This window comes from Burkholderia lata, assembly GCF_902499335.1.
GTDB classification, from domain to species: domain Bacteria; phylum Pseudomonadota; class Gammaproteobacteria; order Burkholderiales; family Burkholderiaceae; genus Burkholderia; species Burkholderia lata_B.
In genome coordinates, this window is the sequence record NZ_CABVQK010000004.1 from 364,666 (window position 1) to 380,297 (window position 15,632).

At 70.6% G+C, this 15,632-nt stretch carries 6 protein-coding genes; all 6 read right to left on the reverse strand.

Going from position 1 to position 15,632, the window contains the following annotated elements:
• Positions 1 to 60: 60 nt before the first annotated feature.
• Entirely contained in the window at positions 61 to 1,833 is a 1,773-nt protein-coding gene (locus BCO18175_RS12270; RefSeq protein ID WP_438820493.1) for an ABC transporter ATP-binding protein, read from the reverse strand.
• The gene (locus BCO18175_RS12275) at positions 1,830 to 3,551 is read right to left on the reverse strand and encodes an ABC transporter ATP-binding protein (protein ID WP_174980964.1); all 1,722 of its coding nucleotides are present in this window, start codon (positions 3,549 to 3,551) and stop codon (positions 1,830 to 1,832) included. The genes BCO18175_RS12270 and BCO18175_RS12275 overlap by 4 nt, the downstream gene beginning before the upstream one ends.
• Positions 3,548 to 4,600 carry a Gfo/Idh/MocA family oxidoreductase gene (locus tag BCO18175_RS12280; protein WP_174980966.1) on the reverse strand — a complete coding sequence of 351 codons (1,053 nt, stop codon included), beginning with the start codon at positions 4,598 to 4,600 and terminating at the stop codon, positions 3,548 to 3,550. The genes BCO18175_RS12275 and BCO18175_RS12280 overlap by 4 nt, the downstream gene beginning before the upstream one ends.
• Positions 4,597 to 10,071 (reverse strand): non-ribosomal peptide synthetase, encoded by a 5,475-nt coding sequence (locus BCO18175_RS12285; RefSeq protein ID WP_174980967.1) that lies wholly within the window; start codon positions 10,069 to 10,071, stop codon positions 4,597 to 4,599. The genes BCO18175_RS12280 and BCO18175_RS12285 overlap by 4 nt, the downstream gene beginning before the upstream one ends.
• Entirely contained in the window at positions 10,068 to 14,465 is a 4,398-nt protein-coding gene (locus BCO18175_RS12290) for a non-ribosomal peptide synthetase (RefSeq protein ID WP_174980969.1), read from the reverse strand. Before BCO18175_RS12290 ends, BCO18175_RS12285 begins: the two co-directional genes overlap by 4 nt.
• Positions 14,466 to 14,588: 123 nt before the next feature.
• A complete protein-coding gene (locus tag BCO18175_RS12295) occupies positions 14,589 to 15,530 on the reverse strand; it encodes a helix-turn-helix domain-containing protein (protein WP_174980971.1) in 942 nt (313 codons plus the stop codon).
• Between the last annotated feature and the right edge of the window lie 102 nt (positions 15,531 to 15,632).

Here is a 15,632-nt window from a genome sequence, read left to right on the forward strand (position 1 = left end):
ATTTTTCGATCGAGGGGCTTTTCCTATCGATTCCGGGCACGCCGGATCGCATTGTTCACGTCAGTGCTCGGATTCGGCCGGCCGGGCCTCCGCGTCCGTATCCGCATCGGCGGGCGGCGGCCCGTCGGGCAATTGCCCGGCGCGGGCGAACGTCGCGTACCACGCATCGGTCTCGACCAGCTGCGCGTGCGTGCCGGTCGCCCGCACCCTGCCCGCGTCGAGCACGACGATCGTGTCGGCGGCCGCCGCGAGCGCCGGCTGGTGCGTGACGACGACGCGCGTGCGCTGGCCGCGCAGCGCGACGAGGCTGTCGCGCACGCGCCGCGCGCTCAGCTCGTCGAGGCTCGCGGTCGGCTCGTCGAACATCAGCACCGGCGCACGCGCCAGCAGCGCACGCGCGAGACACGCACGCTGGCGTTGCCCGCCCGACAACAATTGGCCGCCCGGCCCCACGTCCGACTCGAACCCGTCCGGCAATCGCTCGGCGTCGCGCAGCAGGCCGACCGCGTCCAGCGCGTCGCGCAGTTCGGCATCGGACGCGTCCGGGCGGCCCATCCGCACGTTCCACGCGAGGCTGCCGCGAAACAGCCCGTTGTCCTGGAACACGAGGTTGCGCGTCGCGGCGAGTGTCGCCTCGCTCAGGTGCCGCACATCGGATCGGCCGAGCAGCACGCGCCCGGCACCCGGATCGTCGAGACGTGCGAGCAGGCCCAGCAGCGTGCTCTTGCCGGCCCCCGTGGGGCCGACGATCGCGACGAAGCCGCCCGCCGGGCAATGCAGGTCGACGCCGTCGAGCAGCGTCGCGCCGGTGGCCGACCGGTAGCCGACGCGCACCGCGTCGACGCTCGCATCGTGTACCGGCGTGCCGCGCTCGGGGCTATCGAAACGCGGCGCATGCAGCACCGCGAGCACGGTGTCGAGCGCGCGCCAGCCGCCGCGCAGCGCCTGGTCGAGCTGCGTGAGCTGCGCGAGCGGCTCGATGAAGCGCACGAGCAGCACGAGCACCGCCACGGCCGTCGCGGCATCGAGCCGGCCGGCGGAGACGGCCCATGCGCCGCCGACCAGCATCGCGACGAACACGCCCTGCACCGCGCCTGCAAAGCCGAGTTCGATCGGCAGCGAGCGCCGCATCAGCGCACGCGTGCGGCGATGCTGCTCGTCGAACGCGTGCTGCAGCGCCGCGCGTGCGTCGCCTTCCTGGCCCGCGAAGCGCAACAGCCCCTGATGCGCGGCGAAGGTCTGAAGCTGCACGGCCATGTCGCGATCGCCGGACGCGCGCGCCTGTTCGAATGCGAGCGTCCGTGTACCGCCGCGTTCGAGCAGCGTGAACAGCAGCACGGCCGCGGCCGCGAGGCACAGCGCGATGCGCCAGTCGATCCACGCGAGCCCTGCGACAACCGCAAGCGGGGTTACGACCGCGCCGATCAGCGGCCCGAGCAGGTGTGCAGGTATCCCCATCGCCTGCATGACCGGCCCGCGCAGCAGCCCGGACGGATGACGGTCGCGCACGGCCTGCCACGACGCGATGCGCGGCAGGTGCCGCACGAGGCGTTCGACGAGACCGGCCGCGAGCGCGCCGCCCGCGCGATAGCCGCCGCGCTGCGCGACGTACAGCACGAGCGCGTGGCACAGCGTCAGCGCGCCGAGCGCGATCGTCCAGTGCAGCACGGCCGCATGCACGCCGGCGAACCATGCGCGGATCAACGGCACGAGCAGCAACCCGCAGGCGCCGTCGAGCAACGCGGCAGCCACCGCCCAGCCAACCCCGCGCCACAGCGCGCGGCGTGTTTCGGATGGCAGGCACTGCAAACGTTTGAGCGATTTCATCATCATGCGGCCTCCCCGCCTGCGACACCGCGTTCGTTCCATAGCCGCGCATACAGCCCGCGCGCGGCCAGCAGCACCGCGTGCGTACCACGCTCGACGATGCGGCCGCGATCCATCACGAGAATCTGGTCCGCATGCCGGATTGCATCGAGATCGTGGCTGACGATCACGCGGGTGCGCATGTCGCCGCGCAGCGCATTGCGCAATGCACGCCCGGTTTGCGGATCGAGCGCAGAGGCCGGTTCGTCGAGCAGCAGCAGCGGCGCGGGCGACAGCAGCGCACGTGCAATCGCCAGCCGCTGCAGTTCGCCGCCGGACAGCTGCACGTCGCGCCCGCACACGCAGTCGTAGCCGCCCGGCAACGCGTCGATACGCTCGTCGAGGCAGGCCGCGCGTGCGACTGCGCGAATTTCGTCGTGATCGGCGTCGGGCCGGTAAAGCGCGATGTTCGCGGCAATCGTCACGTCGAGCGCGGCGGCTTGCTGGAACACCATCGCGACCTGCTCGCGCCGCGTATCCGACGCGAGCAGCCGCAGATCGGCGCCGCCGAGCCGCACCGTGCCGCGGTCCGGATCCATGAAGCGCGCGAGCAGCATCAGCAGCGTGCTCTTGCCCGCGCCCGACGGCCCGACGATCGCAGTGGTCGTGCCGGCCGCGATCGTCGCGTCGATGTCGCGCAGGATCGGCGTGCCGCCGATGTCGACGCTCACGCCGCGCAATTCGACCGACGCGTCGCGCGGCACCTGAGCAGCGCCATCGGCTGGCTCCGGCAGGCCCGGCTGTGCGAGCAACGCATCGAGGCGTGCAGCGGCCGCGCGCGCTTCGCGCAATGCGTCGGCACCGTGGCCGAGCGCACGCACCGGCGCGGCGACCGCCCAGATCAGCAGCGCGAACGCGCACAGTTCGCCGACCGGCAAGCGGCCGGCCGTCAGCCACATCGCGCCGAACACGACCCACGCGAGCAGAAACGGTGTGCCGAGCAGCACCTGCGTGCAGGCGCCGGGCCCGCCGACGCGGCCGACCCACGCTGAAAACGCCTGTTCGAAGCGCCCGGTCGACTCCAGCGCAGCCGCCTCGATACCCGCGCCCGGGTACTGCCGCACGAGCGCCGGGTTCTGCGCCAACTGTGCGTAGTCGCCCATCAGCTGTTCGAGTGCCGCATTGCGGGCAGCGACAGCCGGTGCGAACCGCGCCGAACGCATCCAGCGAAACAGCGCGGCGCCCGCGACGAGCGGCACGAGCGCGAACGCGAGCAGCGCGGGATTCAGGTAAAGCAGACACGCGAGCGCTACGCACGGCACGACAATCAATTGCGTGACATCGGCCGGCGCATGCGCGACGAGCTGGTGCAGCGCGCGCACATCCTGGTCGACATGACGCGAGACGCGATCGCTGCCCGCACGCGCGAACCAGCCGAGCGGCAAGCGCTGCAGATGATCGGCGAGGCGTCTGCGCAAGCGGTCGGCGAGATCGGCGTCGACGCGGTGTGTCAGGTGCAACGCGATCGTCTGGCCGCCCAGCCAGCACGCGCCGGCCACCACGGCCGCGACAAGCCAGCCGCGTGCCGTCGCGTCGAGCTGCGCGGTCGCGCGCCATGCATCGGCGACACGACCGAGCGCAAGCCACGGCACGAGCGACGCGACACCCGCCAGCGCCTGCAGCACGACCGCCGCCACGAGCGGCACCGCGAACGGCCGCAACATCGAAAGCAACGGCCTCTTCATGCGGCACGCTCCAGCAGCATGCCGAGCGTCGCCGCGCACGCGTCGCCCGGCGGCTGCTCCGGAAAGCCGAGTTGCATGGTCAGTTGCTGCCAGACGCGCGTCACGTCGATGCTGCGCTGATTGCACGCCTGCAACCCTTCGCCCGACACGAGCCGATCGACCGCGCGCACGGCCGCCTGCGGCCAGCTGCGCGCATGAATCGCGCCCCACGTGTCGCGCGCATCGTCGCAGATCTGGACGCTCGGCATGTCGCTGCCCGTCGTATCGCCGAAGATCGGGAACAGCCCGTTTTCGTCGATCTCCGGTTCGCGCAACGCCGGCGCCCACCACAGCGGGCCATGCGGCGACGCGAGCGTCCACGTGCCGGCGTCCGTCGTCAGCGTGATGCTGAACAGCATGCTCATCCGGCCGTCGTCGGCCGCCGCCATCTCGTTGTGCACGCGCAGCGAGACCGGCGTTTCGGCCAGCACCATCGCACATTCGCGCATCGACGACAGCGCCGGCCCGACCGGCTCGACCGACCACGGGCCCACGCCCTGCAGCGCGGCCGCGAGCACGTCGAGCGCCGCGAAACTGGCCTGCACCGAGCACACGACATCCGCATGCACCGGCGCACTCGTTTCACGCAGCCGCCGCGCGACGGCGATGAAGCGAGAGACGACCGGCAGGTTCGGATAGAAGCTGTTGAGCAGGCAGCGGCGGCCATGACGCGACGCGGTGCGCAGCACGCGATCCCATTCGTCGGGCAGCAGCGGATGCTCGATCACGACATCGATCCCGTGTTCGAGCAGCCGGCACGCGAGCGCGGCCCCGTCGGCGCCGCGCGCCGCGCCGCCGACCGCGACGCACGCGACGCGCACGTCCTCGGGCAGCGCTTCCGGACGGTCGAACACGGGCGCGCCGACACGCGCGGCCAGCGCGGCGGTACGCGCGCTGCCTTGCCCCAGGATGCCCGCGACACAATACGCATCGGACGCAGCGAGGCCCGCCGCATAGAACTGGCCGAAGCGGGAGCCGGCCACGACGACCGGCAGCGGATGGACCTTCATTGCGCCTCCTTCAGGCGGGTATCGACGAACGCGGCATTCAGGCAGTCGAAATGACCGCCGGGGATATCGACGGACGTGATGCCGCCGAGCGCCTGCGCCGTCCAGTACTCGGTGAGCGCCGCGCGCTGCTGCGGAATCAGCGGGTTGCAGCGCTCCGGCACGAACAGCCGCAGCGCACCCGTGTACGGAGCGTCGCCGGCCCAGTGGCTCGCCTGCACCGAATGCATGAAGAGCCGGTACAGCCGTTCGCGTTCGTCGAGCAGCGGATGCGCGACCTCGTCCTGCATCGATAATCCGGCGGCCGCGCGCAGCACGCGGCGGCGCAACGCGTCGAGCGGCTCGCAGCGACCGCCGAAAATCTCCAGCTGTGCCTGCAGGCTGCCGGGCGCGAGACGTGCGGGGTCGGCCTTCAACGCGTCGGCGAGTGCGTCGGCCAGCACATACGTTTCCGGAAAACCGAGCGCGTCGAGCGGCAGCCCGAGCGTCGCCGCGAAGTTGAACAGCACGAGCCGTTCGTCTTCGATCAGGTACGGAATCCGGTAGCTCGACACGATGTCGAGCGTGCGCACTTCGACGCCGAGCTGCACCAGCGACTTCGCCATTTCGAGTGCGATCAGCCCGCCCGAGCAGTAGCCGAGCACGTCGACCTCGCGCACGCCGGTGCGCCACAGTGCATCCGCATAGCGCCGGCCGAGCGTCGCATTCAGGTGGCGTGCCGGCAGGTCGAGATAGTCCTGCGCGTCGCGCACCGCGAAGCCGAGCACCGGCCCGAGCCGCGCGAGCGCCGGCATGACCGGACGATAGGCATGCACGGTGCCGAGCCCTTCGTGCACGACCACGCGCGGCACGCCGTCGCCCGGCGCGAGCGGAATCGGCCGCACGTCGGCACGCACGCGGGGCGCAGGCGCATGGATGACCGCCGATACGTGCGTCGTGCGCGGGGCGGCCGGTGACGGTGCGACCGACGGTGGCTCGCCCGCATCGCGCAAGCATTGCGCGAACGCGGCGGGCGTCGGTTGCGCAAGCACCCAGCGCAGCAACCGGTCGAACGGATGCGCTTGCGCGAGCGGTTCCTCGCCGCGCAGCCGCGACACGAGCTGCGCGATCAACAGCGAATCGCCGCCCGCAGCGAAGAAGTCCTGATCCGGCGTGACGTTGCGCGTATCGAGCACGGCTTCCCACAAGCCGATCAGCCGCGCCAGCAGCGGATCGGCGACGGTCTGCGCGTGGACCGGTCGAGCGGCCGCCGGCTCCGGTTCGCGGATGTCGGCGATGCCGGCCAGCGTCCGGCGGTCGATCTTGCCGTTCGCTGTCACGGGCAGGCGGTCGAGCACGCGCAGTTGAGACGGCACCATGTAGCCCGGCACGCGCTCCGCGACGAACGCCAGCAGCGCGTCCGGCGCGATGCGCGCCGCGCCGCGCTTCACGTGCGCGAGCAGGATGTCGTAGCCGAGCGCGTCGAGCGGCGTGCCGGGTGCCACGCAACCGAGCGCACGATCGCCACCATCCGACTGCAGCCACTCGAGCCACTGCGCGCGCGGCACGAACAACCGCGCCGACTCGGCACGCGCGTCGTTCGGCGTTTCCATCATCAACCCCTGGCTGATGCTGATTTCCGGATGCTCGGTCGTCAGTTCCTGGATCACCCACCACGCATCGGCCGCCGACAGCGCACGCAATCCTGCGATCAACGCGACCGTGTCGCGCGCATTGTTCAGCGCGCCGGAGCTGATCGTGACGTCGACGGAATGCGGCGCGATGCCCTGCGCGTCGAACGGCGCGTTCATGTCGAACCGCACGAACCGCATCCACGGATACGCGGCAAAGCGCTCGCGCGCCGCCGCGAGGAAATAGCTCGACACGTCGCTGAACAGGTAGTCGATCCGTGTGCCCGCTTCGGCCAGCGGGGCAAGGGCGTCGACGATCGCCCGTGTCGCCGCGGCCGTTCCCGCGCCGATCTCGAGGATCCGCCATGGGCGCTGCGGCTCGCGTGCGACGATCGCGCGCACGGCCTGTGCCATCCCGTTGTGCAGTGCGTGCGCATGTTCGCCGTCGCTGTACATCGCGTCGGCGATATGCGATGCGCCTTCCGGGAACATCAGGCCGGCAGGCGACACACTGCCGTCCACCTGCACGTCGATGCATCCGGCGCTGTCGCGGAAATAGTCGACGAGGACGGCCGGCCACAGATCGGGCGACGCATCCTGCGCAAACGCGTCCCAGCATGCATGCGCATCAGCATGGCTGGCATCGGGCCGCAGACGCCAGCCGGCTGCTTCTGCATCCGCGCGCAGCACACCGTGCTTGTCGAGCATCGCGAGCCAGTGGCGCAACAGATGCTGCCGCGCCGGCGGCACGCGCAGCCGTTCGCACAGCGTCGCGAAATCCGTCGCGGCATCGTCGGTCAGCGCGCCTGCCGGCACGATCCACGCGGCCAGCGACGCAACGCAGGCCGCTTCGAGCTGTGCGACCGACCGTGCCACATCCGCGTGTTCGGGCCAGCGCGCGGCGTCGAACGCCGTGCGCACCTGCTTCGCAATCTCGTGCAGCGCGTCGTCCTGTGCGTTCGGTGCCGGCTCCGCGCCGTGCAGCGACGCGAAGCTCGCGAGCCGGCGCTCCGCGCCTTCGCCGAGCACGATCGTCGCGGCTGCACCGACGAGCGGATGCGCGGTCAGCGCCGCATCGATCTCGGCCAGCTCGATCCGGTAGCCGCGGATCTTCACCTGATCGTCCTGCCGCCCGAGGAATTCGAGCGAACCGTCGGCGCGCAAGCGGCCAAGATCGCCGGTGCGATAAAGCCTGCGCCCGTCGCGATGACGGATGAAGCGTTCGGCCGTGCGCACGGGATCGTTCGCATAACCCGTCGCGAGCCCGACGCCGCCGATATGGATCTCGCCGCGCACGCCGGCCGGGCACGGCCGGCCGAGCGCGTCGAGCACTTCCATCGTCTGCCCGGTCAGCGCGCGGCCGTACGGAATGCTGGCAAGCTGCGTGTCCGCCGCACGGATCGGATGCTCGATCGACCAGATCGACGCCTCGGTCGCGCCCCCCAGGCTGAACAGCGCGCTGTCGGACCAGCGCCGCCACCAGCGCGTGGGCAGCGTCACCGGAATCCAGTCGCCCGACCACAGCACGCGGCGCGGGCCCGGCACGTCGAGCGCCGGTTCGCCTTCGAGGTAGTCGATCAGCATCTGCCCTTGCGCGGGCACCGAGTTCCACAGCGTCACGCGATGGCGCACCATCAGCTCGGCCCAGTGCGACGGATCGTTGCCGCGCGCCGGATCGGGCAGCACGATGCACGCGCCGCGTGCGGTCGCGCCGAAGAAGTCGTAGACAGACAGGTCGAAGCTCAGCTCGGCAAGGCCGAGCACCACGTCCCCGTCGCCGACTTCATGACGCGCGCTGATGTCGGCAAGCGTGTTGCACACCGCCGCGTGGCTCAGCATCACGCCCTTCGGTTCGCCGGTTGAACCCGACGTATAGATCACGTATGCGAGCGCGTCGCCGTCGATGTCGCGCGCGGCGCGCGGCGGCCATTGCGGATCGATCGGCAACGTATCGATATCGATGCGCGCGCAACCATCATGTTCGAAGTCGAGCGCCTGAACGCTGACGACCGCACGCACTCGCGCATTGCGCAAAATCGCCTGTTGCCGCAGCGCCGGCTGGCGGCTGTCGACCGGCACGTACGCGGCGCCCGCCTGGACGATCGCGAGTACGGCAGCAAGCTGGTGCGCGCACTTCGGCATCAGCACCGCGACCGTGTCGCCCACGCCGACGCCGGCCTGTTCAAGCGCGGACCGCAGCGCCGCCGCGTGCAGCGCGACGTCGCGATACGTGCGCGCCCCCTGCGCGTCGATCACCACCGGCGCATCGGGCGTCCGCAACGCCTGCGCGGCGAAGCCGGCCGCGATATGCGTATCCGCATCCGGGTGGACATCGGCAACTGGCACGCCGGACGGCAACACGATATCGCCCGCACGCGACCACGATTCGGCATCAGCGGCGAGGCGGCCCAGCAGCGCGACGTACGCGTCGAACATCGCCGAGGGCATCCCGTCCGGGAACAGGTCGTCACGCACGTCCCAGCCGATTTCCAGTCCGCCGAACTGGTCGGTCACCTGACAGTCGAGCCAGACCTGCGGCGTCTGACTGATCATGTGGAGAGGCGGCTCGGCGCGGCCGGCGTGCTCGCCGAGCAGGCGGCCCACGCTGCCGATGCCGCTCGTGAACACCACCGGCATCAGCGCCGCATCCTTGCCTCGCCGCCGCGCGAGTTCGCGCATCACGTCGACACCGGTAAACGCGCGATGGTCGAGATCGTCGAACATCCGCGCGCCGATCGTGCGTGCGCGTTCGACGAAATCGCGCCCTTGCGTCGCGTCGACCGCCAGCAGGCTCAGTGCGGTGAAATCGCCGAGCACCGCGTCGATGCGCGGATGCACGGGCGGCCGGTTCAGCACCGTCAGGTTCAGGCAGAACGCGGGCGACTGGCTCCAGCGGCCGACGACTTCGGCGAACGCGGCCAGCGCGACACTTGCCGCGCTCAACCCGAAGCGGCTCGCGTGTCCGCTCAGCGCGGCCCATTGCGCACGATCGAGCCGCGCATGACGGTGCGTGAAGCGCGGCCGTGCATCGGAACGCATCGCGGGCACCACCGGCAGATCGGGGCGCGCCGGCAGATCGTCGATGCGCGCGAGCCACCACGCCTTGTCGCGCGCATGATCGGCGCGCGTGCCGGCATGGGCTTCATTGACGACGTAATCGCGGAACGTCGCATCGAGCGGCGCAGGCTGCCATTGCGGATCGTCGTAACGGCGCCGCCATTCGGCGAGCAGCAACTGCAGGCTCGCGTAGTCGATCAGCGTGAAATCGACGGACAGGTGCAGCACCGCGCCGTCCGGCCCGAGGCTCACTTCCGGCTGCAGCACCGGCCAACGGTCGAGCGCGTGCACCGCGTGGTCGAGGCGCTCGCGCACATGCTTCACATGCGCGTCGAATGCGTTCGCATCGGCTTCTCGCAGGTCGTGCACCGTGAGCGGCTGCCACGGCACGTCGGGCAGCACGCGTTGCCATGCGTTGTCCTCGACGATTGCGCGCAGCATCGGGTGCCGCGCAACGCACGCATTCCACGCCGCCTCGAAGCGCACGCAGTCGAGATTCGCAGGCTCGCCGTATTCGACGTACAGATGGCATGCATTGCCGCCGAACTCGAACGATTCGTGCCGGCCGAGCACATACGCGGCCTGCACCGGCGTCAGCGCGAACCGCTCGTGCCGGCGCGCCGGATCGCTGCGCCATGCGCCGTCCTGCAGGAAGCGGACGAACGCGTCGCGTTCCGCCTTGATGCGCGCGGCCAGGTCCGCATCGAGCGCGCCGGCCGGCGCGCGATAGCGCAACTGGCCGCCGTCGTCGCACCACAGTTCGATCTGGCGTTCACGGCAAAGATCGAGCACGTCATCGAAGCTCACAGCACGCCCTCCTCAATCGTTGCGACCGGCGCGTCGCCTTCAGCCTGCGAGGGCTGCGCGGCCGATGCGGCCGCGTCGAGCTGCGCGGCGAGACCCGCGAGCGTCGGCTGCCGGTAGAACGCAGCCATCCCGACCCGCACGCCGAGCCGCTCGCGCAGTTGCGCGAGCAGGCGCGTCGCGAGCAGGCTGTCGCCGCCGAGCGCGAAGAACGTCGCGTCGCGCGCATTCGCCGGGCGACCGAGCGCGTGCTCCCAGCACGCGAGCAGCGTCGCCTGCCGTTCGTCGGCCGGCACGAACGCATCGTGTGCGGCCGGTGCGTCGCCGAGCGCCCGCGCGAGCGCATCGCCCACCGCCCGCCGATCGATCTTGCCGTTCGCGTTGAGCGGCCAGTGCGCGATGCACCACAGTGCCTCGGGACGCATCGCGTCGGGCAACCGGTCGCGCAGCCAGTCAGCCAGCGCCGCTTGCCCGGCCGGTTCGCCGACACGGCGCGCGTCGATGCACGCGAAGGCGTTCGAGCGCCAGCTCCGTGAATCTTCCAGCGCAAAGCCGCACGCGTGTGCCGCCGACGCCAGCGCATCGTGCGCAAACGGCCGCGGCAATGACGCATCGCCGGTCACGCCCGCGACGAGCTCGCGCAGCGGCGAATCGCGCAGCACGTCGGCGAGCAGCAAGCGGCCATGCTGCGCAAGCAACGCTGCCGCAATCCGGAACGTATTGCGCGGATCGTCGCGCAGGTGGGCCGCCGCGAAACTGATCACGCAATCGAACCGGCCGAGGTGGCGTGCGGGCAGCAGGCCATCCTGCATCGCCTGCAGCGTCGGCGCCGTTTGTACAAAGTAAGCCTGCGCGTTGTGCAGCAGACCTGGCGACGCGTCGAACAGCGTCACGTCGAAGCGCGGATCGTCGAGCACGCCGAGCCCCGCGTCGAACCATTGCCCGGCACGCGCGTCGAGCACCGCGACCCGCAACGGTTCGGTGCGCGTAGCGGCCTGATCCTGCAGTGCATCGCCAAACTCGCGCAGCGCGCGTGCGCCATCCGGCAGACGCGTCGCGAACGCCAGCGGCGCGATCCGCGGATCGAGCGGCACACGCTGCGCGGCGCCTTCAGGATCGGCAGCGAGCGCACGCAGCGACCCGGTCACGTCGTCGAGATCGGCGGCATACCAGTCGAGCAGTTCGAGCGCACCGTCGATGGAGATCGATACCTCGTCCTTCGCATGCCAATGCGCGCGCAGCGACGGAGGCCAGCCCGTATCGCCGTCGAGCAGCCGCTCGGCGACCGCACGCGCGACGGCCGCTTCCGCGTGCACGGTATCGGCAAGGTCCGCTTCCGCGAGTGCGGGCGATGAGGATGTTGCATCCGAGGCGCGATCTGCCGGCACGAACGCCGCGGCGATACGCGCGGCTTCGCCGCCGACGACGCTCGCACACGCACCGTCGATCTGCGGATGCGCGGCCAGCGCCGCCTCGATCTCGCCCAGTTCGATCCGGTGCCCGCGCACCTTCACCTGGCGATCCTCGCGGCCCAGGAATTCGAGCGTGCCGTCGAGCCAGTAGCGGCCACGGTCGCCCGTGCGATACCAGCGGCCCGACGCCTGCTGCACGAAGCGCTGCGCGGTCAGCTCGGGATCGTTCCGGTAGCCGCGCGCGAGGCTATCGCCGCCGATCAGCAGTTCGCCCGGCACGTAATCCGGTGCATCGCGGCCGTCGGCATCGACGACGCGATATGCCTGCCCCGGCAACGGCCGGCCATACGGAATCGAACGCCAGTGCGGCGGCACGTCGCGCACCGTCTGCACATTCGACCAGATGCCGGCCTCGGTGGCACCGCCGAGCGCATGGAAAGCACAGGCGTCGCCGCACCGTTCGCGCAGGCGCGCCGGCAGGTCGAGTGCGATCCAGTCGCCGGACAGCAGCGCCGCGCGCACGCTGCGGCACGCGTCGGCCGCAGCGGGCACCGCCAGCGCCATTTCCAGCAGCGCGGGTGCCGAATTCCACAGCGTCACGCGATGCTGCGCAATCAGTTCGATCCAGCGCGCCGCGTCGCGCGCATCGTCCTGGGTCGGCAGCACGAGTTCGGCGCCGGCACCGAGCACGCCGAACAGGTCGTACACGGACAGGTCGAAATCGAGCGCCGATACCGCGAGCAAACGGTCTTGCGCACGCACGCCAAGCAGCGCATCGATCGCATCGATCGTGTTGAGCGCCGCCGCGTGCGTCATCTCGACACCCTTCGGCACGCCCGTCGATCCGGACGTGTAGATCACGTACGCGGTGGCCTCCGGCGCCACCGTGAGCGGTGCGGCCAGCGGTTCGTGCCGCATCAGCGCTGCGACACCGAGATTCGGCAGCGGCGCATCGGCGAGCGTCGTGTCGCCGATCACGGCCTTGATACCGGCCGCGCGTTCGATCAGCGCCTTGCGCGCGGCCGGCTGCGCGATATCGAGCGGCACGTAGCACGCGCCGGCCGCCAGTACGCCGAACACCGCGGCCACCTGTGCGGGCCCGCGCGGCAGACTGATCTCGACAGCGTCGCCGTGACCGACGCCGGCCGCACGCAAGCCGCCTGCGATCGCCAGCGCCTGCGCGGCCAGTTCGCCGCGCGTCATCACTTGTTCACCACACCGCAACGCGACTGCCGCCGGCTCACGCTCGGCCAACGCGAAGAAGTCGGCATGCAGCGTGCGCGGCCGCGCGGGTGCCGGCACCGCGTTGAGCGCATCGCGCACGCGCCGCTGCGCGGACGGCAGCTCGACTGCGATCGGCAGCCGCCAGTCGCGATCGCACAGCGCCTGCACGAGCGCGACATACGCGCCGAACATCGCATCGATCATCCCGTCGGGAAACAGGCCGTCGACGCTGTCCCACGCGAGCAGCGCGCCGTCCGGCACGCGATAGAGCTGATGGTCGAGCCACACCTGCGGCGTCTGCGAAATCATGTCGTGCAGATCACCGAACACGTGTGCGAACGCGTCGGGCACGAACGACGCATCGCCGAGATTGCACGAGAACACGACGGGCGCCGCACGCGGCGTGCCCTGCCGGCGCGCATCGCGCAGCACGTCGAGCGCCGGATACGCGGCCTGCGCGATCGCGCCATGCAGCCGCTGCTGGAACGCGCGTACCGTGTCGGCCGCGCTCGCGTCGGCGCGCATGTCGCATTCGACGAGCAGCAGCGTCGTGAAATCGGCAATCACGCGGCCAAGATCCGGTGCATCGCCATGCCGGTCGAACAGCGGCACGTTGAGCAGGAACGCCTGCCGGCCGCTCCAGCGCGCGAGCACCGCGGCGAACGCCGCGCCGAACACCGACGACAGCGTGACGCCATGCTGCGCGGCCCGCGCCTGCAGGCGCGCGAGTTCGGCCGTGCTCAGCGTATGCGCGACGCGGCTGAAACGCGGCGCGCGGATCGTTTCCGGCGCACGGGCGAGCGGCAGCGCCGGCCCTTCCGGCAGCGTCGCGAGCCGCGCATGCCAGGCATCACGCGCCGCGGCCCGCGCATCGCGCGTATCGGCCGCGCGACGCGCGAGCCAGGCCGGGAACCACGTCGACGGCGCGTCGGGCAACGCGGACGGCTCGGCATATGCGGCGCCGATTTCCTGCATCAGCAGCCGCACGCTGTCCACATCGGCCGCGAGCAGGTCGACGCTCAGCCACACGCGATCCTCGCCGCCGGGCATCTGCACGAGCCCCATCATGAAAACCTGCGCGTGCTCGACGTCGAGACATTCGTGCGACCGGAACGCGCGCAGCGACACCCATTCTGCTTCCGCATCGGCGGCTGTCCTGTCGCGCCAGTCCGCATGCGCGAACACTGGCGCGTCCGGCGCCGCGACGATCTGCTGGCGGCCACCGGTGAAGCGCGCACGCAGCATCGGATGGCGCTCGCGCACGTGCCGGCATGCCGCGTCGAGACGAACGGGATCGATCGCGCGGCTACGAAACTCGAGGAACGCGTGACAGCTCACGTTGCCGAGCACTTCGCCGTCGCCGCGGCCGAGCCAGTACGCCTGCTGGACCGCGGACAAGTCGAACGGCGCATGCACGTCGACCTCGACAACTTCGGCAGCCTCGACGCCGGGCACCGCGGATGCGATGCGCGGCGCATTCGCGAGCAGTTCGGCCCACGCGCCGAGCGTCGGCGTGCGCGCGAGCGCATCGAACGTCAGCGCATAGCCGAGGCGGTTCACGCGCGTCTGCAGATACATCAGCCGGATCGAATCGAGGCCGCAGCTGAGCAGGTCCTCGTCATCGTCGAGCGACGCGATTTCGTCGACGGGCTCGTCGAGCAGCTCGGCGATCATCGCGACGAGCTGCGAGCGAAAGGCTATGGGAGAAAAACTGGAAGGATCGGAATGATCGATTCTGGAATCGACAGCGGTCTGGCTCATGGGCACGCCTTGTATGGGTCGTTAGATGGCGGATCCGCGCGGCGGCGGCCACCCGTGAATGAGAATCTATCTCATTCACGCCCATGAGCCCGGTCGATTGCTTTAGGCTGCCGGTCTGTTGTTTTAGATTGCCGCGCCCTCCATCTCCACGTCGTCGATCGCGTTCGACGACGCCCTAATATCGCTCGGCGAAATGCCGTAGCGCTTGCGGAACGCGATCGAAAAATGCGCGGGGCTGTAGCCGACGCGGTACGCGACGGTCGACACGTTCGCGTCCTCCGCGCACAGCATCGCGTGCGCGGTCCGCAGCCGGTATTCCTGCAGGTACGCATACACGCTCGTGCCGAACACCTTGCGGAAGCCGGCCGTCAGCTTGCGCGAATTCATCCCCACCCGGCCCGCGAGCGCATCGAGCGTCGGCGGCTGCTGAAGCTCGCGCGTCAGGATGTCGCTCGCCGCGTACACGCGCTCGACGTCCGACGACGTGACGCGCACGTCGGCCGGCGCGAACTGCCGCTGCGTCGCCAGCAGCTGCGCGCTCAGCGCGGTCAGCTCGAAGGCCTTGGCTTTCAGGTAGTACTCGCGCACCGCGCCCTCGAACGGGCAGGTCGCGATCTGCACCGCGAGCGCCTGCAGCGCCTTGGACGCCGGGCAACTGACGATGCGCGGATCGCCGCCCGTCGGCGCGAGCATCTTCTCCGGCAGCAGGCTCAGGTTGCGGTCGAGCGCATCGAGGCCGAGCTGCACGATCGTGTAGCGCAGCGGCGTGTCGCGGTCGTAGATCTGGTGCGTCGTGAATTCGCCGTCGTTGGCAATCACGCACAGGCCCGGCCCCTTGATGCATTGCTCAGGCTGGCCCGGCACGCGGCAGCGCAACTGCCCGCTCTGCACGAGGACGAGCTTCAGCCCTTTTTCGAGCGGCTCCTCGTACCAGTCGCGGCTGTCCGAGCACAGCGTGCCGCTCATGAGTTTCATGCCCGCGTCGATGTGCACCACGCCCGGATGATTGCCGGGCACGAGCACCGGCGGGTGACGTCGTGACGAAGCGAAGGAGGTCGAGCTCATCGGAGGTCCGTTGGTTAGGCGGCACGCGCGGCCCGGCGCGCGCCGGCGGCAACCGGCCGATTGTCCGGCCGGGCCGGGCGGGCGCCGCGCGACGGGCGCCCG

Excerpts from the sequence above, each read along its gene's own strand:
- BCO18175_RS12270 (WP_438820493.1), bottom strand. The coding sequence starts at position 1,833 with ATGATGATGAAATCGCTCAAACGTTTGCAGTGCCTGCCATCCGAAACA.
- BCO18175_RS12275 (WP_174980964.1), bottom strand. The coding sequence starts at position 3,551 with ATGAAGAGGCCGTTGCTTTCGATGTTGCGGCCGTTCGCGGTGCCGCTC.
- BCO18175_RS12280 (WP_174980966.1), bottom strand. The coding sequence starts at position 4,600 with ATGAAGGTCCATCCGCTGCCGGTCGTCGTGGCCGGCTCCCGCTTCGGC.
- BCO18175_RS12290 (WP_174980969.1), bottom strand. The coding sequence starts at position 14,465 with ATGAGCCAGACCGCTGTCGATTCCAGAATCGATCATTCCGATCCTTCC.
- BCO18175_RS12295 (WP_174980971.1), bottom strand. The coding sequence starts at position 15,530 with ATGAGCTCGACCTCCTTCGCTTCGTCACGACGTCACCCGCCGGTGCTC.